This window comes from Snodgrassella sp. ESL0253, from assembly GCF_013344965.1.
Lineage (GTDB): Bacteria > Pseudomonadota > Gammaproteobacteria > Burkholderiales > Neisseriaceae > Snodgrassella > Snodgrassella alvi_B.
In genome coordinates this window covers 24,066-46,782 of the sequence record NZ_JAAEDQ010000007.1, presented here as the reverse complement: position 1 = coordinate 46,782, position 22,717 = coordinate 24,066, and the positions used below count along the sequence as shown (strand labels likewise).

Annotated in this window: 26 protein-coding genes and 1 tRNA gene; 8 read left to right on the top strand and 19 right to left on the bottom strand. The window is 42.2% G+C overall.

Features of this window, described 5'->3' with window-relative positions:
- The first annotated feature begins 17 nt into the window (after positions 1 to 17).
- The gene (ruvB, locus tag GYX26_RS07140) at positions 18 to 1,058 is read left to right on the top strand and encodes a Holliday junction branch migration DNA helicase RuvB (RefSeq protein ID WP_174828742.1); all 1,041 of its coding nucleotides are present in this window, start codon (positions 18 to 20) and stop codon (positions 1,056 to 1,058) included.
- Between the two features lie 91 nt (positions 1,059 to 1,149).
- Positions 1,150 to 2,547, top strand: coding sequence for a phosphomannomutase/phosphoglucomutase (locus GYX26_RS07135; protein ID WP_174828687.1), 1,398 nt, complete (start codon positions 1,150 to 1,152; stop codon positions 2,545 to 2,547).
- 109 nt (positions 2,548 to 2,656) lie between these two features.
- On the opposite strand, the gene GYX26_RS07130 is transcribed toward GYX26_RS07135, so the two are convergent.
- The 3 genes from GYX26_RS07130 to GYX26_RS07120 form a co-directional block, all read right to left on the bottom strand.
- Positions 2,657 to 3,922, bottom strand: coding sequence for an MFS transporter (locus GYX26_RS07130; RefSeq protein ID WP_202984295.1), 1,266 nt, complete (start codon positions 3,920 to 3,922; stop codon positions 2,657 to 2,659).
- Between the two features lie 781 nt (positions 3,923 to 4,703).
- Positions 4,704 to 5,033: a thioredoxin TrxA gene (trxA, locus tag GYX26_RS07125; protein ID WP_174828686.1), complete on the bottom strand. Its 330-nt coding sequence runs from the start codon at positions 5,031 to 5,033 to the stop codon at positions 4,704 to 4,706.
- A gap of 161 nt (positions 5,034 to 5,194) precedes the next feature.
- Positions 5,195 to 6,379, bottom strand: a complete 1,185-nt coding sequence (locus GYX26_RS07120) for an O-succinylhomoserine sulfhydrylase (RefSeq protein ID WP_174828685.1) — start codon at positions 6,377 to 6,379, stop codon at positions 5,195 to 5,197.
- A 224-nt stretch (positions 6,380 to 6,603) separates the two neighbouring features.
- On the opposite strand from GYX26_RS07120, the gene yaaA reads away from it, so the two are divergent.
- From yaaA to GYX26_RS07090, 6 genes are all read left to right on the top strand, one after another.
- Positions 6,604 to 7,386, top strand: coding sequence for a peroxide stress protein YaaA (yaaA, locus tag GYX26_RS07115; protein ID WP_174828684.1), 783 nt, complete (start codon positions 6,604 to 6,606; stop codon positions 7,384 to 7,386).
- 108 nt (positions 7,387 to 7,494) lie between these two features.
- Positions 7,495 to 7,585 (top strand) — tRNA-Ser (locus GYX26_RS07110).
- 618 nt (positions 7,586 to 8,203) lie between these two features.
- On the top strand, positions 8,204 to 8,674 hold the full coding sequence (locus GYX26_RS07105) for a hypothetical protein (protein WP_174828683.1): 471 nt from the start codon (positions 8,204 to 8,206) through the stop codon (positions 8,672 to 8,674).
- 1,109 nt (positions 8,675 to 9,783) lie between these two features.
- On the top strand, positions 9,784 to 12,357 hold the full coding sequence (gene clpB / locus GYX26_RS07100; protein WP_174828682.1) for an ATP-dependent chaperone ClpB: 2,574 nt from the start codon (positions 9,784 to 9,786) through the stop codon (positions 12,355 to 12,357).
- Positions 12,358 to 12,549: 192 nt separating this feature from the next.
- Entirely contained in the window at positions 12,550 to 12,714 is a 165-nt protein-coding gene (locus GYX26_RS11420) for a hypothetical protein (protein WP_238791248.1), read from the top strand.
- A 98-nt stretch (positions 12,715 to 12,812) separates the two neighbouring features.
- Complete coding sequence (locus tag GYX26_RS07090; RefSeq protein WP_100089871.1) at positions 12,813 to 13,277, top strand: CYTH domain-containing protein; 465 nt, start codon at positions 12,813 to 12,815, stop codon at positions 13,275 to 13,277.
- Between the two features lie 49 nt (positions 13,278 to 13,326).
- Here the strand turns inward: GYX26_RS07090 and prmB are convergent, their stop codons facing one another.
- The 16 genes from prmB to GYX26_RS07015 form a co-directional block, all read right to left on the bottom strand.
- Complete coding sequence (gene prmB / locus GYX26_RS07085) at positions 13,327 to 14,271, bottom strand: 50S ribosomal protein L3 N(5)-glutamine methyltransferase (RefSeq protein WP_174828680.1); 945 nt, start codon at positions 14,269 to 14,271, stop codon at positions 13,327 to 13,329.
- Positions 14,272 to 14,667: 396 nt separating this feature from the next.
- Entirely contained in the window at positions 14,668 to 15,003 is a 336-nt protein-coding gene (locus GYX26_RS07080; protein WP_174828679.1) for a hypothetical protein, read from the bottom strand.
- Positions 15,003 to 15,443 carry a M15 family metallopeptidase gene (locus GYX26_RS07075; RefSeq protein ID WP_202984294.1) on the bottom strand — a complete coding sequence of 147 codons (441 nt, stop codon included), beginning with the start codon at positions 15,441 to 15,443 and terminating at the stop codon, positions 15,003 to 15,005. The genes GYX26_RS07080 and GYX26_RS07075 overlap by 1 nt, the downstream gene beginning before the upstream one ends.
- Before the next feature lie 63 nt (positions 15,444 to 15,506).
- Positions 15,507 to 15,632: a hypothetical protein gene (locus tag GYX26_RS11550; protein ID WP_255453853.1), complete on the bottom strand. Its 126-nt coding sequence runs from the start codon at positions 15,630 to 15,632 to the stop codon at positions 15,507 to 15,509.
- A 163-nt stretch (positions 15,633 to 15,795) separates the two neighbouring features.
- Positions 15,796 to 16,296 carry a DUF2335 domain-containing protein gene (locus GYX26_RS07070; RefSeq protein WP_174828678.1) on the bottom strand — a complete coding sequence of 167 codons (501 nt, stop codon included), beginning with the start codon at positions 16,294 to 16,296 and terminating at the stop codon, positions 15,796 to 15,798.
- The gene (locus tag GYX26_RS07065) at positions 16,286 to 16,495 is read right to left on the bottom strand and encodes a hypothetical protein (protein ID WP_174828677.1); all 210 of its coding nucleotides are present in this window, start codon (positions 16,493 to 16,495) and stop codon (positions 16,286 to 16,288) included. The genes GYX26_RS07070 and GYX26_RS07065 overlap by 11 nt, the downstream gene beginning before the upstream one ends.
- A 367-nt stretch (positions 16,496 to 16,862) precedes the next feature.
- Positions 16,863 to 17,126, bottom strand: a complete 264-nt coding sequence (locus tag GYX26_RS07060; RefSeq protein WP_174828676.1) for a Txe/YoeB family addiction module toxin — start codon at positions 17,124 to 17,126, stop codon at positions 16,863 to 16,865.
- The gene (locus GYX26_RS07055) at positions 17,116 to 17,376 is read right to left on the bottom strand and encodes a type II toxin-antitoxin system RelB/DinJ family antitoxin (RefSeq protein ID WP_100089862.1); all 261 of its coding nucleotides are present in this window, start codon (positions 17,374 to 17,376) and stop codon (positions 17,116 to 17,118) included. The genes GYX26_RS07060 and GYX26_RS07055 overlap by 11 nt, the downstream gene beginning before the upstream one ends.
- Positions 17,377 to 17,604: 228 nt before the next feature.
- Complete coding sequence (locus GYX26_RS07050) at positions 17,605 to 17,937, bottom strand: hypothetical protein (protein WP_174828675.1); 333 nt, start codon at positions 17,935 to 17,937, stop codon at positions 17,605 to 17,607.
- Positions 17,937 to 18,413: a hypothetical protein gene (locus GYX26_RS07045; protein ID WP_174828674.1), complete on the bottom strand. Its 477-nt coding sequence runs from the start codon at positions 18,411 to 18,413 to the stop codon at positions 17,937 to 17,939. The genes GYX26_RS07050 and GYX26_RS07045 overlap by 1 nt, the downstream gene beginning before the upstream one ends.
- Positions 18,414 to 18,471: 58 nt before the next feature.
- Positions 18,472 to 18,684 (bottom strand): CopG family antitoxin, encoded by a 213-nt coding sequence (locus GYX26_RS07040; RefSeq protein ID WP_100137642.1) that lies wholly within the window; start codon positions 18,682 to 18,684, stop codon positions 18,472 to 18,474.
- Positions 18,681 to 19,019: a BrnT family toxin gene (locus tag GYX26_RS07035; RefSeq protein ID WP_194240711.1), complete on the bottom strand. Its 339-nt coding sequence runs from the start codon at positions 19,017 to 19,019 to the stop codon at positions 18,681 to 18,683. Before GYX26_RS07035 ends, GYX26_RS07040 begins: the two co-directional genes overlap by 4 nt.
- A gap of 21 nt (positions 19,020 to 19,040) precedes the next feature.
- A complete protein-coding gene (locus GYX26_RS07030) occupies positions 19,041 to 19,616 on the bottom strand; it encodes a hypothetical protein (protein WP_174828673.1) in 576 nt (191 codons plus the stop codon).
- Between the two features lies 1 nt (position 19,617).
- Complete coding sequence (locus tag GYX26_RS07025; RefSeq protein ID WP_174828672.1) at positions 19,618 to 20,658, bottom strand: hypothetical protein; 1,041 nt, start codon at positions 20,656 to 20,658, stop codon at positions 19,618 to 19,620.
- A 3-nt stretch (positions 20,659 to 20,661) separates the two neighbouring features.
- On the bottom strand, positions 20,662 to 21,216 hold the full coding sequence (locus GYX26_RS07020) for a hypothetical protein (protein WP_174828671.1): 555 nt from the start codon (positions 21,214 to 21,216) through the stop codon (positions 20,662 to 20,664).
- On the bottom strand, positions 21,203 to 22,714 hold the full coding sequence (locus tag GYX26_RS07015) for a hypothetical protein (RefSeq protein ID WP_174828670.1): 1,512 nt from the start codon (positions 22,712 to 22,714) through the stop codon (positions 21,203 to 21,205). Before GYX26_RS07015 ends, GYX26_RS07020 begins: the two co-directional genes overlap by 14 nt.
- Positions 22,715 to 22,717: the final 3 nt, after the last annotated feature.

Here is a 22,717-nt window from a genome sequence, read left to right as displayed (position 1 = left end):
TGTTTTTTTATTTAGCCATGCTACAAACAGACCAACTTTCTGGTGCACAGCCACAGCGTGTCATCAGCCCACAAACCGCTTCAGCACAGGAAGAACAGCTGGAGCGTGCTTTGCGCCCCCGGGCGCTGACAGACTATATTGGCCAGCACAAAGCCAAGGAACAACTTTCCATCTTCATTCAAGCCGCAAAAATACGGCATGAAGCTTTGGATCATACATTATTATTTGGCCCGCCCGGTCTGGGCAAGACCACTCTGGCTCATATCATTGCTCATGAACTTGGCGTCAATTTGCGCCAGACATCCGGGCCGGTACTGGAACGGGCTGGTGATCTGGCGGCACTACTTACCAATCTTGAGCCACATGACGTACTCTTCATAGACGAAATTCACCGCCTTAACCCAGTGGTAGAAGAAATACTGTATCCGGCACTGGAAGATTACCAGCTAGACATTATGATTGGCGAAGGCCCCGCTGCACGCTCAGTTAAAATTGACCTGCCGCCCTTTACTCTGGTTGGCGCTACCACACGCGCAGGCATGCTCACCAACCCTTTACGCGACCGCTTCGGCATAATTTCACGTCTGGAATTCTATAACAACACTGATTTAACCACTATCGTTGCTCGTTCTGCCCAGCTACTACAACTACAGATTGACAACACTGGTGCTGCTGAAATTGCCAGACGCAGCCGCGGTACACCACGCATTGCCAATCGCCTGTTACGACGTGTACGAGATTATGCTGAAGTAAAACACCAGGGCCAGATAAATGCCGAAATAGCAGATGCAGCACTAAAAATGCTAGACATCGATCAATCCGGACTGGATGTCATGGACTGCAAATATCTGGAAGCAATTCTATATAAATTTTCAGGTGGACCAGTTGGTCTGGACAACATTGCCGCAGCGATAGGCGAATCAACCGATACCATAGAAGACGTTATCGAACCTTACTTAATTCAACAGGGTTTTTTACAGCGAACACCACGAGGACGCATGGCTACAGAAGTAAGCTACAGCCATTTTGGCTTGCCTGTTCCCAGTAATAAAGTTTAATTAACATCTGTAAAAACTGGCTATATCTTTAGTTCAACATTAAAAATATTCTACAGTTTAATTGATTAAATGAATAAATAAGGAAAAACTTATGACCTCAAAACAGATAGATGCCAGCATATTTAAAGCATATGATATCCGTGGCATTGTAGATGTTTCACTAAACAAAGATACAGCTGAGCTGATTGGCCGTGCGATTGCCACCATAGCCATCAGTAAAGGTGTTAACCAGATTGCAATTGGCCGCGACGGCCGTCTTTCTGGCCCGATACTGGCAGCTAGTCTGATGCAGGGTATTACTGCCTGCGGAATTAATGTCATCGACGTAGGCATGGTTGCGACACCAATGTTATATTTTGCAGCTATCGAACATTGTCAGGGTAGCGGCATCATGATTACCGGCAGCCATAATCCGCCCGATTACAATGGTTTTAAAATGATGCTGGCTGGCATTACTCTGGCTGGTGACGATATTCAAGCATTACGCAAAATGATTGAATCCGGCCAACTAGCCGCCCCTGCTGAACATAGCGGGAATATTGTTCCCTTACCTATTGCCTCTGAATATATCAACTATATAGCCAGTCACGTTCAGCTCAAACGGCCGATGAAGATTGTGATAGATGCAGGAAACGGAGTAGCCGGCGCTTACGCCGGAGATTTATATCGTGCTCTGGGCTGTGAAGTAACAGAATTGTTTTGTGAAGTAGATGGCAATTTTCCCAACCATCATCCTGACCCAGCTAAACCGGCCAATCTACAGGATTTGATTCAGGCTCTGCGTAACAGTGATGCAGAAATCGGTATGGCTTTCGATGGCGATGGCGATCGTCTGGGCGTAGTAACCAAAGATGGCCAGATTATCTACCCTGATCGCCAGCTAATGCTGTTTGCAGCCGATGTACTGGCACGCAATCCAAACGCAAAAGTGATCTATGATGTTAAATCCACCCGATTACTGAAACCCTGGATTGAACAGCATGGCGGCGAAGCCATCATGAGTAAAACCGGTCACAGCTTTATCAAAGCCGCAATCAGGGAGCATGGAGCATTACTGGCTGGCGAAATGAGTGGTCACGTATTTTTTAAAGAACGCTGGTTAGGTTTTGATGATGGTCTATATGCCGGCGCACGTTTACTGGAGATTTTGTCTGCCAGCGATAATCCTTCTGCGGTTTTAAATGATTTGCCTGAAGGTATATCCACACCTGAACTCAATATCGCTGTGCCAGCAGGAAAATCAGGACACGAAATTATCGCCAGTCTGGCACAAACTGCACAGTTTGATAATGAAATTGAGCGTATCACCATCGATGGCCTGAGAGTAGAATTTAAAGACGGATTTGGGCTAATGCGCGCCTCCAATACGACGCCAGTGCTGGTATTGCGCTTCGAGGCAGACAACCAGCAGGCTTTAGACAATATCATAGCTCAATTCAAAGCAGTGATTTCCCAAAACTCGGATTTAAGCTGGAGCGAAACGTGGTAAATAAATAATCATCGGATACTCTGTCTGATTTGCTCTAAAAAACAAAACGGCTACTTAAAGTAGCCGTTTAATTAATTTCGAAATTGGCCAGAAAACCAGTTTATACAATTTAAGCTTTAGCTTTACTGCCGGTTTCGCGTACAAATATTGTCATGATAAAAGCCAGAACCAGACCACCAACAAAAATAAGATCAGCAGTCTGGAAAACCTTCAGACTTAACTGGCCACCTTCTGCGCTGGTTAAGTGAGCAATCAGCATACTGAACAGATTTGTCATTATCGCACTGATCACAAACACGAAAAAGTTAATCACACCTGTAGCAGTACCTTTAACCTCATCAGGATTAACTTCTTTAATCATGGTGTAAGGAATCATTGCCGCGCCAGAAGCAACACCTAATAGCAAACCCATTATATAAGGTGGCATGGTATTAGGCAGATAGACAATAATACCACCGGTAATAACCATAGCAATAATACTACCCATAACAACAGGTTTACGACGACCAATCACATCTGATAAATAGCCCAGAATGGGACAGCCAATCACCCAACCCAGTGGAACCATGGCCAGACGTAAAGCAGCATTCTCAGTGACACCTAAACCTTCCTGCAAAAACTGATTACCCCAGGCAATATTACCAACATTAGTAGGCATAAACATCATGGCACCAATGAAAGCGCAGATATAGGACTGCGGATTTTTCAGTACCACAAGATAAGGATGGCTCAAACCGGTCCAGTCGATTTTACCTTCGCGCGTGCGGGGGGTAATGATTACAGAAGCAAAAAACACCACACCCAGAACACCGGCAGCAACCATCCAGAACATTTGCCAGGTCATCACCTGATTTTTAATAATCGGTGATACAACAGCCTGCCCCATGAAACCACCGAGCATACCGAAACATTGTGTCATGCCAACCGCAGTAGCCAGCCATTTTTTGGGGAAACCACGTGTAGCCAGAAACACGGCACTGGTAAAGGCCAACCCAGAACCGGCACCTTGCAAGAAACGGCCAGATTGAGCGGTAATAACCGTACCGGAGCAAAACAGAATACAGCCAGCAGCTACCAGAATAATACCTAATGATGCAGTGAAACGTGGCCCGATACGATCCAGCAGCACGCCCGACACCAATGCAAAGAAAGCATAAGAATAAAAATACAGACCTATGATTCCAGCCATTTCAACTTTGGAAATCCTCAAAGTAGCTATCATTTCGGTCTGCATAATACTTGGTGCAGAACGCAATGCATATTGAACAAAATAGAAAATAGCGCAGATAAGCCAAGCAATTACAAATGTTTTATTTAACATGCTGGCTTGATCACCACCGGGAGGAGATACTGACACCTTGGATTTATGATTCATAGCGTACTCGCTTTCATTTAATTCCGAATGAAATTTCACAAAATCATTCTAACAAAACCCACGATACGTGCACAATAAAGTTAATCCTAATTCCAGATTAGATACAATACACTCAAATTACATTATTTTAAACAATAAAATTAAATATTAATTCAATTTTAGTGTTATGATAAAAGATGTGTTGTCTTCAAAATACCAAAACAATAAAATACGCTCTCTAATTTTTACAAAAAAACTATATTGGTGTGATTATTGAATTTCAGTTTACAATATATTTACACATAATAGAGAACTTATAATATCACTGCAAATGATGCTGATTATTAATTATTCTGAATAACGATGATTTCGTTTACATTCTGGATTTACACCCTAAAGAATTAATCCGGCAAAATATTATTGATTCTGTTAATAATTACTGTGCTGAAATCTGGCTTATGAAAGATTATAAAAACAGCCAGATATAAATTCCTGAGTTACTTCGATTTATTCTGCATACTGATATTATGCATAGAAATGTAGAAAATCTGTTTAGCAAACAGAAACAATACTAGAAACTGGCATAGACTGGGGCTTAACCATTGATATCAAATAAAATACTTCCAAAAACAATAATATCGCAAAGTACATAAACATCAGTGCAAACATCGCCATTAAATACAGATATCGGCAACATATGAAATTATGTCCTCATAAAAGACAGAATAAGTAGCAAGCCTTTTATTGAGCCTGTATTTATCCCTGTCAGCCAGAGGACACAAATAAAATTGAAAACTAATAATTATATTGAAGCATTAATAAACGCTTCCAGTTGGCTTTTATTTAAGATTCCAACCTTTATAGCCACACTGACACCATCTTTAAAAATCATCAGCGTAGGTATATTTCGAACATTAAATTTGGCCGGAGTTTCCTGATTTTCATCAACATTAAGCTTAACAATTTTCAGTTTGCCCTGATAAGCTGAAGCCAAATCATCCAGAATTGGCGCAATCATTTTACAAGGACCACACCAAGGAGCCCAGAAATCCAGCAATACTGGTGTATCCGCCTGTAAAACTTCCTGCTCAAAGTTGCCATCGCCTATATGAACAATTAAATCACTACTCATTATGATTTCCTTTTATTATCGGTTGTATATATAAAATATAGCCAAATAGCCATTAATGCAATAGAAGTATCCAAAACTAAATTGCTGCATAATATACAGCACCATAAAAAATTAGCTGTTACTGGCTATATAAATTACCTAAAAAATTTCTTTATATCATATCAAAAGTTAACCTGACTTAATGCGTTAGACAAATCCGCTTTTAAGTCAGCAGCATGTTCCAGTCCGATAGCTAAACGGATTAGGCCAGGCTGGATACCGGCATCAAGCTTGGCCTCCGGAGCCATCCGGCCATGCGTGGTTGTCCATGGATGGGTAACCGTAGATTTCACATCACCAAGATTAGCAGTTTTACTAAAGAGTGTTAATGTATCAATTACCTGCCATGCAGCCTGTTGCCCCCCTTTAACCTCAAAGGCCACCACAATACCGCCACCCTGCTGCTGCTTGTGTACCAGCGCTTTCTGCGGGTGGTTAGTCATGCCTGTATAGTGCACGGCAACAACCTGCGGCTGAGTAGAAAGAAACTGCGCCACTTCCAGTGCATTGGCACACTGCTTTTCCATACGAATATATAAGGTTTCCACACCGCTCAACAGCACCCATGCATTAAATGGAGACAATACCTCGCCAGTGGTGCGTACATGTAGAAAAATTTCATTAATTAAGGCTGCGCTACCACAGATAACACCTCCCATCACCCGCCCATGGCCATCAATTGCCTTGGTCGCAGACTGCACAGATAAATCAGCCCCCAGAGATAACGGCTGCTGCAGCGCCGGTGACAGAAGGCTGTTATCCACTACCAGCAAAGCCTGATGGCGATGTGCCATTTCTGCCAACCCGGCAATGTCAGCCAGTTCATTCAGCGGATTGGATGGCGTTTCCACAAACAGCATTCTGGTATTGGGCCGGATAGCAGCCTGCCATTCGGCCATATCAGTCTGACTAACCAGCGTTACCTCAATTCCGAATCTGGGTAATATATTATTCAGTAAGCCAATAGTGGTACCAAACAGGCTTTTACTGGCCACCAGATGGTCACCAGCTTTTAATAAAGCCAGAAAAACAGCGTTGATTGCGGCCATACCGGTGGAAGTAGCCAATCCTGCCTCACCCTGCTCCAGTTGTGCCACTCGTGCCTGAAAAGCCGCTACAGTAGGATTGTTGGTGCGCGTATAGGTATAACCCTGAGTTGAACCGGCAAACAGAGCAGCACCAGCTTCCGCACTATCAAACATAAAGCTGCTGGTTAAAAACAATGCAGAATTATGTTCATTGTACGAGGTTTGTTCCTTAGCACCCCGGATTGCAATGGTTTCCGGATGCAGTTGTAAAGTAGACATGATTGTTTAATTTATCTATAAATATGAGTAAAGAATTGTGCCGCTTTTTTTATGATTATGCAAATAACCAGCTTATCTAAAATTCAGAATATAGTATTCTTTAATATCAAACCCCATACATACGCAAACAGCTATCCATGCCAAGCATATCGTTTTGCCCTGATCTTAATCAGGGCACAGACCGTACACGCACAAGAGCAATAGCCAAACATTAAGGAAAAAAAATGTATTTTGTGATATCACCCGCCAAAAAACTCAATGAAACAGTAGAAATTACTACCAAGCAGTACACACAGCCACAATTACTGCCACAGGCACGGCAGCTAATGCCATTATTACAACAACTGGCTCCGCATGAAATTGCTACCTTAATGAGTATCTCCGATAAGCTCGCCTTGCAGAATACTGAACGCTATCATCACTGGCAGCCACCATTTACCCCGGATAATGCCAAGCAGGCTGTCTATCTTTTCAATGGTGATGTTTATGAAGGGCTGGATGCAGGCCATTTATCAGAAGCGGGATTAACCTACTTACAGCAACATCTGGCGATTCTTTCCGGCTTATACGGTGTACTCAAGCCACTGGATTTGATTCAGCCTTATCGTCTGGAGATGGGCACCAAACTTGCTAATCCTTACGGCAAGGATTTATATGCATTCTGGGGCAATATTATTACCAGTACCATTGAGCAAAATATGCAGGCAGTACAGGATCAGGTGTTAATCAACCTCGCCTCACAGGAGTATTTCAAAGCGATAAAGCCCTCAAAGCTTTCTGCTCCAGTGATTACCCCCGTGTTCAAAGACCAAAAAAATGGCGAATATAAAATTATCAGCTTTTATGCCAAACGTGCACGTGGTTTATTCATGCGCTATGCAGCCGAGAAGCAGTTAACTGAGCCAGAAGAGTTAAAAGGTTTCGATTACGAAGGCTATTATTATGATAAAGCCTCATCCAGCGACAAACAGTTGGTATTCCTGCGTGATGAAAACGCCCATCATTAAAATTTAATCAAAAATAAAATGAATGATTTAGCCAAAAAAGTCCACTTTACCTAAATAAAATACTTGGCAAAGGCGCATTTATCGTCTAATATGCGCATCTTCAAAGACGGAAGCGTGGCAGAGCGGTTTAATGCAACGGTCTTGAAAACCGTCGTGGGTTGATAGCCCACCGTGAGTTCGAATCTCACCGCTTCCGCCAAAACATTATTATTTAAACACTTTTATTAGTGTTTAAAATCTAAAAAATCACCTGAATAACCATTATTTAGGTGATTTTTTATTTAAATCTGTGCGGCCTTTTATTAGGTATTTCAAGACTAAGTTATATCTTAATACAAGATACATGACCAAAGTACTTACCCTTTCCAAGCAAAATCGGCGCAACAAACAAACTATACAAACACTCCGGTGAAAGTATCTAACACATTTATTGCCCTCAAATAAGAAGTAGTAGCGTGTAAGCTATAAACATTTAAGTGATAATAAAACAGATATAGTTAAATAATCAGAGATAAGATTTATAGAATTACGTAATACATATTGCTAATGATTTTTAGAAAAACTGGTTATTTCAGCCATTATTGATTGTTTCTACATATATTCTTTGCTAAATATCATTTACCTGCGCAGTATGCAAAGAATGAGAACAGCTCACATCATTAAATACAAATCTCGAATTAGATCTTCTTAAAAAAATTATAAAATTTAAACCAATTAAATTTTTCCGCTATACCTACATGTAAAATATATTCAAATAAAAGTTTTAATATTTATGAATAATAATTATCATTAAAATATCAATAATGGGCAATAAATCATGATAAAGCCTATTTCAAACGTTATATTAAAACCTTTACCACCCGATAAAAATGGCAATATCTTTTCCCATGTCGAAATAGATGGTGTTCATCATAATATTTCTGTGTCTGGTGCTTTTCTGGAAGCAGCGTTTAGTTATCAGGATAAATATATTCTCATATTCGTAACATTAGATGGTGGTTGCTTTGAAGAATTACTACATATATATTTGCTGGATCCATATCGTGATAAAGTAATTGATTATGCCATTATCGGTAATTTATATAGTTTTACCTATGGTGATATGTCCAGTATTCAAATAAAAGCAGATAACACTATTTTCTTTAAATTTATTACTGCACATGGATGGTTACTTACCCTTTTTAAACAACCTGCAAGAACTTTCCCGATTTCATTTAAAGCACTTTTTGTAACTCAACGTCCATTTTCATTTAAACGCTATTTTTCGATTACAGAAATTAAAGCATAGCCATACCATTTTAGAATTACTAATTTCACGAAAGAAGATATTTTGGCAAATACTGTTCCTCAATATAATCCCATCATGCCGGAAAGCAGGAGGCAAACACCAGCGTGATTTGAATGGTTTGCTAATACTCATTAGATTTGCCACTATCACACCCCTATTGAGTTTCTGTCTACCTTTGCTGCTGAAATTCCATGTTGCGTGTTTTTATCTAGCATGGAAATATGAATTTCAGTAGCGTAAATGCTTTTTCAATTCGAGCAGCTTTTGACAATTGGTGATTAACTCTTTGTTATCGGGCGTACGTATGATTTGCCCTTCAAGGAATTCACGGCGCTTATTATATTCTTCGGTTTTTATGGCTATCTCAGTTGAGCATACAAAGCCAAAACTAATTTCACGCCGTTAAAAAGACTGGGTTTTAAAGAATTTATCTAACTGCTTTCGGTATGAATATAAAATAGGGATATTATAGGTTTGCAGCAGGTAATAAATTTTTTAAATACTAATAATCCGGAATAAAAAATTTTTTTACGGCAAGTTTTTATCAGAAATCAAGTGGAAAAATTGCCCAAATTTTAATCACTATAAGATTGGTTTGATTCACCTTGTTTTTTTATAGTTATCCACAGATATACTCACAAAATTTGTGAAATTCTGCCAACCATTCTTAGCTGATATTTCACTATTAATCCGATACTACCAGCCATTTATATCTATAATTTTATTAATTTTTCTGTAAAAACATGATATGACGCAAAATCAGCCAAATTTGAAGAATTAATAAAATTGCCTGATTTATTCTGTGTCTTTTGCTGTGTGGAATTTTTGCATTGGTTTCCAGCAAAATTGAATTGCTAATTTAGCAGAGTAAGGAAATTATTTTTATACTTTGTACAGCTATTATACTACCTATTGTATTTTGTTTATTGATAATTAAATAAATCAGTCATATAAAGTGATTCTGATATTTACATACTGCCCAAATTCAAATATTTTAATTTAAAAACAATAATTTATATATAAAATGGATTTTTAGCAATATTAGCCCTTGACATTAATTTTCTAATACCAATATTTCTATCAATGAAAATTTAAATAAAGGAAATTAGATGCGATTCGATAAGCTTACCGCAAAGTTTCAGCAGGCATTACAGGATGCACAAAGTCTTGCGCTTGGACAAGATGCTGGCTATCTTGAGGCAGTTTTCGTGTTGAAAGCCTTATTTGATGATACCGATAGTGGCAGTGCAGCCCTGCTAACACAAGCTGGTGTGAATGTAGCACAGGTGAAACAGCAAATTGAAGCCACTATCGGCGGCTTGCCCAAGGTTTCCGGTCAGGGCGGAGAAATTCTGCCCAGTACAGAGTTGCAGCATATTTTAAATCTGATGGATAAAGCTGCTACTAAGCGTAATGATGCTTATATTGCCAGTGAGTTATTCCTGCTGGCTGCCGTCCAGGAAAATGGGCAGTGTGGCCGCATTTTGAAACAGGCTGGCGCTACTGAAGATAAATTAAATATAGCCATTGATGCTGTTCGTGGAGGAGCAAGTGTGGATAATCCAAACGCAGAAGACCAACGTGAAGCACTGAAAAAGTATACAACCGACCTGACTGAAAAAGCCCGCGCCGGCAAGCTGGATCCAGTGATTGGACGTGATGATGAAATCCGGCGTACGATTCTGGTACTGGAACGGCGCACCAAAAACAATCCGGTGCTGATTGGCGAGCCCGGTGTCGGTAAAACGGCCATTGTTGAAGGTTTGGCACAGCGGATTGTTAATAATGAAGTTCCCGACTCCCTGCGCAATAAACGTTTACTGATGCTTGATCTGGCCAGCCTGATTGCTGGTGCCAAATTCCGTGGCGAGTTTGAAGAGCGCCTGAAAGCTGTGCTGAACGATTTGTCTAAGGATGAAGGCAATACGATTATCTTTATTGATGAGATTCATACGCTGGTAGGCGCAGGTAAGGCTGACGGCGCCATGGATGCCGGTAATATGCTCAAACCAGCACTGGCACGTGGTGAATTGCACTGTATCGGTGCCACGACACTGGATGAATATCGTCAGTATATTGAAAAAGACCCTGCTCTGGAGCGGCGTTTTCAGAAGGTGTTGGTAAAAGAACCTACTGTAGAAGACACCATTGCGATTTTACGTGGCTTGCAGGAACGCTATGAAATTTATCATGGCGTGGAAATTACCGACCCTGCAATTGTGGCCGCAGCAGAATTATCTAATCGCTATATTACCGACCGCTTTCTGCCGGACAAGGCAATTGATTTAATTGATGAGGCTGCTTCGCTGATTAAAGTTGAAAGCCAGTCTATGCCGGAAAGCATGGATAAACTTAAACGCCGCGAAATCCAGCTCGAAATCGAACGCGCTTCTCTGATTAAAGAAAATGATGAAGCGAGTAAAAAGCGCCTGGCTTTGCTGGATGAGGAGCTGGATAATGTTAAACGCGAATTTTCCAATCTGGATGAAATCTGGAAAGCGGAGCGTGCCAAAGCTCAGGGTAGCGTAACCATTAAAGAGCAGATTGACCAGCTCAAAATTAAGATGGATGCACTCAAACGTGATGGTAAATGGGAAGAAGTAGCCAAGCTACAATATGAAGAGTTGCCACGACTGGAAGCACAATTGCAGGCAGCAGACAGTGGCCGGCAGGATAATCAGCCTAACAAGCTGTTGCGTACAAAAGTAGGTTCGGAAGAAATTGCTGAAATTGTTTCGCGCATGACCGGTATTCCGGTATCAAAAATGATGGCCGGTGAACGGGAAAAGCTGCTGAAAATCGAGGAAGTACTGCATGAGCGTGTGGTTGGACAGGATGAAGCAGTTCGGGCAGTAGCTGATGCCATTCGCCGCTCACGCTCCGGTCTGGCAGACCCGAACAAACCTTATGGCAGCTTTCTGTTTCTCGGCCCAACGGGTGTCGGCAAAACGGAACTCTGCAAAACACTGGCAAGCTTTCTGTTCGACAGTGAAACCCATCTGATTCGGGTGGATATGTCCGAATATATGGAAAAACATTCCGTAGCACGTTTGATTGGTGCGCCTCCCGGCTATGTCGGGTATGAGGAAGGCGGCTTTCTGACTGAACAGGTACGGCGTAATCCATATAGTGTGGTCTTGCTGGATGAAGTGGAAAAAGCCCATCCGGATGTTTTCAATATTCTGTTGCAGGTACTGGACGATGGTCGTCTGACTGATGGTCAGGGAAGAACGGTGGATTTCAAAAACACGGTTATTGTGATGACATCCAATATCGGCAGTCAGGAAATCCAGAAGATGGTGAGTGATGATTATGAAGCCATCAAGGCGGTGGTGATGGAAGAAGTCAAACAATACTTCCGTCCTGAACTGATTAACCGTATTGATGAGGTGGTGGTATTCCATAGTCTCAATCAGTCAAATATTCGCGCTATTGCCAATATCCAGTTGGCTAGCCTGCGTCAGCGTCTGGAAAAAATGGATTTGCATTTGCAAGTTGATGACGCTGCTCTGGATGTACTGGCTAAAGTAGGCTTTGACCCAGTTTATGGCGCCCGCCCTTTGAAACGTGCTATTCAGACGGAAATTGAAAACCCATTGGCTAAAGAGTTACTTGCAGGCGATTATGCGCCAGACAGCACTATTATGTTAACTGCTCAGGATGGTATTCTGACTTTCGCCTGATAAAGGAAAAAGAAACCTGCACAAATGCAGGTTTCTTTTTAACTGTAAATCGGCTTTAGTTTTAGTTTGCGCTGCTACAAATCAATTCAATATAGCCGTCAGCATGGAAATTACCACTTCACGCTAAAGCCATCACTTTATAACACGGCTACTGATGTTGTTCCCACAACAGGTTTGAGCAATCAGGACAGCATGTGGGCATCAGGTATTTACCGACAGATTATCATGGTTAATCAGGCACAGAAACTGGTTATCGTGCAATGGTCAATCTGGCCAAAAGCGGAACCATCCATGCTGGAACAACTGCCGGAAGCTTCACTGATGTTTAATGCTATTGCCAACAAACTGGCTTCATAACTGCTATTATTCAGCTTAATGCACTCTGCACCAGATAACTGTCAGGCAGTTTCTGGTGCTTTTTTATTCACCACATAACTTAATGGCAAATACTGATTATGGCAGAAGAGATTGAACGCAAATTTCTGGTAAAAGGCAATGGCTGGCGGGGCTTGGCACCTGCGATACATTTTTGCCAAGGCTATCTGTCCACCATCAAGGAGCGCACGGTACGTATTCGCATCTGTGGCACTCAAGCTTGGCTAACCATCAAAAGTACTAATCGGGGCATTACGCGCACCGAATTTGAATACCCAATACCCGCTGAAGACGCTCGGCATATGCTCAGTGATATGGCCGAACAGCCAATAATTGAGAAATACCGTTATCGCATACCATTGAATGGTCTGGTGTGGGAAGTTGATGAATTTTTAGGTGCTAATCAGGGGCTGATTGTGGCTGAGGTCGAATTGAATCATGCTAATCAGCAAATTGTCTTACCAGACTGGATTGGACAGGAAGTATCGGATGACCCACGCTATTACAATAGCAATCTGGTCAGTCTGCCGTTTACCTTATGGTAAATACCCAAGATTCCATAATGTGCAACAAGCTGACCAGACAGGCAACAATTTATACTTCGCCCAATAACTGTTCTCGAGTTAGCAGGAACACAAAACCATCACCGCCACTGGTGGACATCCACGTAAATGGTAGCTCGGGAAATGCCTGCTCCAGCACTTCGCGGTTATGGCCGATTTCAACCAGTAATACACCATGCGGATTCAGATATTTGGCTGCCTGCTGGATAATCTGTCTGGTAGCATCCAGCCCATCAACCCCACTGCCTAGCGACAGCTCCGGTTCATGCAGGTATTCATCTGGTAATTGCGCAACAGATTCAGCATCTACATAAGGAGGATTAGATACGATTAAATCATAGGTAGTATCGATACCTGTAAATAAATCGGTGTGAATCAGATTAATGCGTTCCTGCAAACCATAGGACTCAATATTGATACCAGCCACTTCAAGTGCATCAAGGCTGATATCAACAGCGTCAATTAGCGCATCCGGATAACAGTGTGCCAACTGGATAGCCAGCGCACCACTGCCTGTACACAAATCCAGCGCCCTGTGTACCAGCTCGTCATATTCAATCCACGGCTGAAGCGGTTCGCCCAAAAGCTCATAAATGAATGAACGCGGCACAATTACCCGCTCATCCACATAAAATTCATATTCCCCCTGCCAGGCCTGATTGGTCAGATAGGCAACCGGAATCCGCTCGCTGATACGGCGCTGTACCAGTTGCAGCAAGGCTGATTTTTCTGTTTCCAGCAGGCGCGCATCTAAAAATGGTTCCAGTGTATCCAGCGGTAAATGTAAGGTATGCAGAATCAGATAGGCTGCTTCATCATAGGCACTATCATTACCATGGCCATAAAACAGCCCTGCTTCTTCAAACTGGCTTACAGTAAAGCGTAAAAAATCACGTACACTATGCAATTGCTGCGCTGCTGCTTCAAATGCAGAAAATAAACCCTTATAAGACGGTGTTTTGCGACTGTTTTCCATTCCGCAAATATCCCTAAATAGCTCTAAAAAAGCTATTGTAAATCAAATACCGATTTTTTTCTGCGGAATAGCTTTATTTATCTATCATTGTAAATTAGGCTTGATTTGAAGCATCATTACTCAGTTGTTGCGATCTCCGCAACAACTGAATTTACATCCCTTTCACGTAAGTCCAAAAACGGGCGCACGCAAATACATTTCAACCGTTGTGATCTTCACAACGGTTGATTCTTTGCTTACACGCTTTACTGAATAGCATTTACTAGCGCGCTATGCCGCCTTGCGCAGTCGTTATACTTCCCTACTACCCCAACTGCCCACGGCAAAATGTCTGCGCCTGTAGCCCCGTTTAACGGGCTTAATGCAGGGCATGGCTCTGTAAGGTTAGCTGGAATACTAGCGACTGCTGATTGCTTCGTTGATGATGCGCACCCCTGAAGCATCCAAACACACATTAGTGTACACAGGAACTTTAACAATCTTTGTAACTTGTGTTTGTCGTTCATCTTGTTTTACCTCACTCTTCGCTTTCTGTTTCTCATATTCTTGGCTGGCTTTGTTAGCCGCCTCCTGTTGTTTGGCCAGAGCTGCCTGATACTGGTGCCGAACTTCTTCCGCACCCTTGCTATAGCCTTTCTGGTACTGTTTGCTGCCGTAGCTAAGCACTGCAAATAGCACCATCAAAACAAGCAAAGCCCAAGCGCCTACTGCTGGGTAATTAATGTTTTTCATTACAACACCTCAAAGTGTGGTAAATCTTTGGTTTTCTGCCAGTTGCCGCCCCAATTGATTTTTACACCCAATTCTGCCGCTGCCTGTTTCATAGCTGCCGCAATAGCTTCGAATTTTTTAGGGTCAGAATCTTTCATATTTATTGGATAAGGGTAAATATCAACAGCGCGGCCGGTTGCATGTTTGCTGGCCAATGGCGTGCTAACCCATGTAACCTTTTTTTCGTTGGGTCGAGCGTATTTAGGGTCAATGCCTTTTTTGATGCACTCACTGGCCGTACGGCCTTTGCCATAATTGATTGAACATTGTTCTTTACTGCGTTTACCCTCAACAACAGTAAAATCCTGCGTAGAAATCTGAATAGCTCGCTCAACCACCTTAACCAGATTAGGATTAACACCCTGTAGATTGTTTAAAGAACGTTTGCCTAATTTGTACATATCAAAACCTTTCATGCATAAAAAAAGCAGCCGAAATGGCTGCCTCGTCGTTTGTTATAAAAATCACCACCATTTAATCGCGCTGATCATTTCAGGCAGTCGCCATGCCAAAATGAGCAACAGTAGAATCAGTGCTGCCGTCCACATCGTTTTACGCAACTCTTTAGGTGTAAAATTAATAGTTTCCATAAGAATTCCTAGATACTTAAACGTAAATAGTTTATCATTGGCTATGTTGTTTAAAGCCTCGTTTGAATAACGAATGCCCCCAAGGAGTGCGAATCCTTGAGGGCAATTTTTTTGTGTTAAAAAAGCCAGCACTAGGCTGGCTTGAATCTGTAACAGATTAAAATTATTTAGATTTGGATTTAATGGCTTTCCCTGTTATGAATATAGTTACGATAGCAACTAGAGAAGCTCCCATTATTGATGCACCTAGTGCTGGCGAACCAGTCCATATAAGCAGGAAAGATAATATGAAAAACAATAAAACTGTTACGAAAGCAATCCACTGTCCTCTTTGTTGCAGTTGAAGAGATTTATTTATGTAATTGATATCGCATTCTGTCTTATGCCGGTCTAATTCAATCCTTGCCGACTGCTCCCTTTCGACACTCTGCATTATCCGATCCGCGCCATTAGGTATAAGCTGATTATAGATAGTCAAATCTTCAGGACTGGGAAGTGGCCCTGAATGAAATCTAGCAATTATCTTACTTACAAGTTGAGGATTTTCTTCCAGTTTATCAAGTATATCCAACTCCTCTGGTTGACATATCTCTTTCTCAGTATTTTGAGATTGAGGGCATGGCGCCTTTGTTTCTTCGCTATCACGACGTTGATTATCGTTCATTATCTTTGTCTTTAATTTTTCTTATAGCCTGCTGAAAATCACCACCAATTTTTTTCATATCCCCTCGGAGAGCCAAAACATCCAGAATCTGACCATTTTCAATAGATGCTTGAAAAGGCAATTTACTTATTGTGTTCTGAGGAAATAAATCAAAGGCGGAACTCATTCCGACAATAAAAGGTTTACTTATTACCTTCATATCCGTCTCCATACTTAGTTACATGGATTTTATTATTTTTTTCAATTTAAATAATGAGCACCAAGTTTACTTACCTCGGCAATATTATTCAGTTACTTCCATTCAGGTATGTTAATCATTACCATCCCACCCATCATGATAAATACGTTTCATGAGTGCCTTTTAAGTTAGTTTGTTTAAAATGTTTACTAATAGTTACTTTTAATTATGGCATATAATATTAAGAAATCAAGTTTTTTATCTAAAAGACCTAATAAAATAGTACCTTACTACAAATTAGTTATCAGCTGGCTTGAATTTGATACATAATCAAATAATAAATTTGTAGCTTTTAATCGCACTATAGGCTGAAAGCTACTGCGGGCGTCTATTTATCGCTGTAATGTCCTTTGCATTGGATAATCTGACAACGATTATCGACTATTCTGTAGACAAGTCTGTTTTTGTCATCTATACGTCTACTCCAAAAGCCTGACAGGTTTTCTTTAAGGGCTTCTGGCTTGCCTAGACCCTCAAAAGGGTTACGAGCTATATCATTCAAAAGTGTATTAATTTTTTTTACAGTCTTACGATCTTGGGTTTGCCAATATGTATATTCCACCCAGCTTTGCGGTGTGAAGTCAAAATTCATTCTGCAATTCGTCCAGTGTTTTGCTAACCACCTCGCCCGCGTTGAGTTGCGCAATAGAAACTTTTAATGCTTCCTGATTTTTGGGACTATAAAACGGATCTAAGTCGGGTCGGAATGGAAAACCTCTGTCATTAACCATTTGTTTTAAAAAAACTCTAACAGCGGTCGTTAAATCCATACCCAAATCATTAGCAATCTGCTGCGCCTCGTCTCTCAATTTATCATCTATGCGAATTTGTAAATTTGCCATATACAATACCTTTTAAAATCATTGTCTGTTCATTTATATTTCATTACTACTGTAATGATGTTTTAAAAATTTTGCAATAGAAATGAATGTGAAACAAAGTTTTGCTGTTGTAGTTTCCAATCCCATCCTAGAAATCTAATCTTAAAATTTGCTCTGTGTTTCAGATTAAGCCAGCACTAGGCTGGCTTGAAACGGTTACATAATGATAAAGGGAACGCAACAGGCACCCTATTTCTGCCTGTCGTCTGTATCACCAATCATCTTCTCTGCCCTGTTACAAACCGCATTAATCAGCTTTTGTGCCATCTTTGGTGCTGTGGCCTTGAATGCATCCAGTAGAGACGTGGAAGCCATACCGGCAAATACACCAGCACCTGCAAATAGCCACGGGTGGTTCTGCGTGAAGAAATATTCCGTTAATGCTGCCGCAAAAACCATGCCTATAGCGATGAACGTAACAGTTAGTACTGTCCCATAGCGTCTGTAATCAGACACCACCAGCGCGCCCAGAAAGCCGCCAGCAAGGGCAAAGCAATTGGCTAGTGTGAAAGCCTCGTCCATCATTCACCGCCTTTTTTGTCTTCTACCCGTTTGGTGTGTTTGATTAGATTCCTGCCGGCAAGGGCGCAGATGATGGCAATAATGGGATAGGTGGTCATGCCTGTAGACAAAGGCGGGTATGCTGCGATAAATGCCCCGGATATAACAACCCAGATTAATGCCGACCAGATCAGGAAACAGCCAGACAGGATATTGCTGCGGCTGGAATGAAAAAAGGCAGCAAATAGCTGCCCTGCTGCCACAATTACCAGGATGGCCACGAATATTTTAGGGTGAAGATGCAGGAATTTTTCGTATAAATCCTCTTTAATCATCTCTTCACCATGCAGTGCAAATACAAGCGCAAACCCCAGCATAGCAAACCCGCTTAGCACTTCAATTATTCGTGTGCCGGTACCAAATAACCAATCTTGGAATTTATCCGGTAAAAAGCGTAAATCAAGCAACCAGTGTAACCATTTAAATGCTTTAAGCATGATGTATTTACTCCAAATAAAAAAGCTGCCCGAAGGCAGCTTGTGTAACTCAAAATAACTACTTGTTCCATTTAATATCAGGTTTGCGTTTATTTGCAGCACAATCCTTTAAAAATAAATTGATAAGCGATTGATAAGGCAATCCCGTTTCTTCGGCCAATTCTTTAAAGTAGCTGATACTTTCTTCATCTATCCGAATCGTAATCGTCTTCTTTAATTGGCTGGCATAAGGATTTGGCTTAGCATTACTAAAATCGTATTCTTTTTTCATAGATATTCCTCATACTGTTTGCGCTCGTGTTTGGTAGCAGTCCTGGCAGAAATAAGGCGAATACTATCACCGCGTTCACAATGAATCACTACAAGAACACGTAGGTTTTCACTCATTCCTAACAATACAAATCGGTCTTCACTTTCAGAATGCTCAGGGTCGGAAATGATTAAACCATGCTCATCCCAAAACACGGTAATAGCTTCTTCAAAAGAAACGCCATGTTTTTGCAGATTAAGCTTAGCTTTTTCATTATTCCATTCAAATCCATCAATCACTTTTCCTCCGTTTGCTATTTGTAAATATATTATATTTACTTTAGCAGTACCAAGCAATATACTCTATTCAAGCCAGTATTAAACATCCGTTGTTGTCGTAATCGTGCTGTTGGTGGCAAGGCCACGGCAGGCATCCATAAAGTCGTTACGTAAGTCATAGGACTTATTAGTCACCCTCATATATATTGGTATAGCATTACCTCCCTGCAACTGTGTGCCCAGCTCAACACCAGCACCACCCACAGCGCTATCCAACCCTGCCTGCGTCAGTGATAACTTGATATCAGTATGCCTGTATGCTTCGCCCAGTACGGTAAACCGTGCACTGCCGGAAGCACCCGAGCCGCCGTTATCTATCCACCATCTCGGCTCTTCGCTACCAGTTCTGCCCTGAGTAGTACACCGGTAAATATAGCCATTGGGGCGGCTTGGCTCAATTATGTTGTTCCAGTAGTAAAACTTGTTAGGCTCCCATTTTTTTATCAGGTCAACCGGCCTGAGTATGATTTGTGCATCAGTTTGCGACCTTAATACTTCGTCACTCTGGTTGCTGCCAAAATACAGCACTGTATCAAGAATGCCGGTGCCGTTAAATACAAGGCGGATATCGGCCGGCTTTTGCATTTTTTTATCTGCATACAACATAAAAGCCATTTTAATCCTCACTATTCATACAAAAAGTGCCCGGCTTGAGTGGGTCTTGATCACCGGAACCGCCAATGTCACCATTATTACCACCATTTTCACCTGTTCCGTTACCACCATTGCCGCCCGTCCCGCCTGGCGGGTTATTGCTGCCATTGCCGCCGCTATCTCCGCCGCCGGGGCTTACCTCTTTTGTCTCCGTGTAAATTTCAGCCAGCACTCCGCCGCTTGGCTTGTCTATATAAATCACGCCCTGATCATCATTATCATTGTACACGTCCAGTATGGTGTCAAATTCATCACCGGATAAAGCATTGCTATAGACTTTGGCTTGTGCCACACCGCCGTTAAAAGGTGTTATGTCCTCTTCGTCTTCATACCACACCCATGTATCAGTGTTAAAGTTAAATAGCCAGAAATAGCTGAACTCTTTCAGTGGCACAATGTTTAATTTATGATAAGTGAACTTATGATAAACGCCGGCCAGCCCGAAGCCGTCGCTACTGCTGAAATTCAGCCCGATGCTGCTCCAGCGGTCGTTATTATTCAGGTATAAGCCTGTTTGGTTTTTTGTTACGTCATTATCTTTGGCATTGCGCTTGCGATAGTATGTGACAATCTGTAAATCCTGAATAGCAATAATCAGTAATTCGTCTCGTCCATAATCCCCCTCTTCGCCATACAGCACACATAAAATCAGGGGAAAGCCAGCAAATCGCCCCGGCTTAATGCGTATGGTTAGCGCATTACCATACAGAATTGATTCGGAAGAACTGATTAATGCGCTGCTGCCTGGCCTGTTCTCGGCTGTTTTATAGCTATTCAGCAATAAGCCCTCATCGCTGCCGTGAATCGGGTTGATCGCCCCCTTTGCTATTTCGGTATTCTGTGGCATGACATAGCGGCCACTGATTTCGTCCCGCCATTCGGTATTGCTTTGATACTGTGCACGCCCAAAGGGGAATGATGCAGTCGGATAAGGCGCAATCTTGCCCAGTGGCCGGACATAACACCAGCCGTTATGCTTATAAACTTTTAGTAACATGCCCATTGTTTAGCCTTTTAATAGTGTTGCGTTTGCAAAAGCCGGCAATTGGTCTACGCTATCAATACCCTTTAATTCCAGTAACATTTCATCGCCATCATGCATATGTGCAAAAACGACGGGATAACCCGCCGTTTCGTCGCCATCTTCCGCCGCTGGCAATATCTGCGTGCTGCCGTTGTGTGCATCTATGGTCAAGATGTTTCCGTCGTCAATTTCCCATCTGTCGTTAACATAGGTTATTTGACTGGGCTGAAAGCTCTGTGCTGTAGGTGCGCATAAAATCCGCGTCCCCGCCGGCCATGCAGCTGGTGCTGTCTCTTCCATACCGGCACGGCAGATTCTCAGGCTTTGGTTATACTGGTTATAAACGTCTATCAGCTCATATTCAGCCGCATCAGCACTTTGCAGTGTCAGCCGCATGTAATGTTGTCCGCGGCTCCTCGGTATGGCCTGTAAAAGTAAGTCCGTGGATTCTTCATCAAGGATTAGCTTGGCATCTTTTTTGTTTAATGCCAGCTCTTCGACTAGGGTGGTACTAAAGTTGTTTTTATAGCATCTCATTATTGTCACCTTTTTCTTTGGTTGCCAGTGTGTAATCGCCGTGCATGATCTTCCACGTTTTACCCGCTGCCGCGCTGTGCAGTAAAAAACCGCCGTCGGTTAAGGTGATGCTGTAGAGGTTTTCGTCTTCATCCTTGAGGTTTAAACCGCTTAAATCTTTCAGGTTGTCGGGCAGTAGCTCCGGAGCAACGGGGTGCGACGGGTCAAATTTGCTTGTTTTCGGGTTAAATCTCAGGTCAATAATGGCACTATCCGGGAAGATGTCCACGCTCCATAATCGGGTAACGCCTTTTTCAGACAGGGTGATGAAAGGGACATTCATGTCTTCGCCGGTCTCGTTACCATCTTCATCGTATTTATTCCGATAGTAAAAGGTTACATCCTGTTCAAAGTACTGTTGTACACCGACTGAGTAGTCAAACGAATGGATGAAATGGTCAGCAAATTTAACGTTGGCCACATTATCCGCGGTGATTTCTTCATCCCGGGTAATACCTGCGCTTTGCAGGGCATAATCTTTAATCAGGCTAACGCCGTATACCAGATCATCTGCAAATTTCCAGCGCGATTCATACACTCTGTAATTATCCGCCGGCAATCCCCAGTAGGCCTGTCTGGCGTCTAATGTCCAGTTATGTGCTGAGCCGTATAGAAACGGTTTTGCGGGTGTTTTCCATGTGTAAACCATCTCCCCGTCTTCGGGAATTTTTTTGCCCGCATAGCGTTCGGTATCTTTAATGAGGCCAATCAGTTTAGGGAAATTCATTTCCTCCGCTATCAGGCTGTTTTTTTGCTGATAGGCGGCATATACCTCTAACATGGTATCGCGATTATATTTACTGCCCTCGTTGAGGTGAACACAGACAAAATCAAAAATCTGTTTAACTGCTTTTTTGTATTCGTCGCGGTTTGTTTTAAGCAGGTTTGCTTTTATCGGGATAGTCGTATAAAACGCTTCTGCATTTAATGCGTTGGTTTTCAGTATTTTATAGATTACATCTTTAAGCGTATCGGTATTTGCCCGTGTAGGGCTAATTTGCAATTCCCTACCAGACAGCGGTATGCTTAATACATCCAGCCCCACCGGCCACCACCGGTTCGCAAAGAAGTCATTATCATGGTCAAACCCTGTGCCTATTAAGACGGCTTCATGCTTATTTTTAAGCTGCAATTTGTACCATACGTAATCGCTGAAACGTTCTACGTCGCTGTTTTCGCAAATCGTGGCACTGGGGTCAAGAAATATGCGCACCTGCCGGCCGGTGTTTGCTTCAAATAAGCCATCAATCGCACGGGCGCTGGCAATGGATGGTTGGCCGTTGCTGTTGAAGTGCAATAAGGCGTATTTGTCCAGACAGGTATTGCTTTTGGGCATATCACCGCCATAAGGTATGTTGGATACCCCTGTGGCGCCGCGCAGTCGCGGGCGGTTGGGAGTGCGCTCATATCTGGGGCGGACGTTACCAAACAGTTTGCGGAAATCTTCTGCTAGGCTCATGTT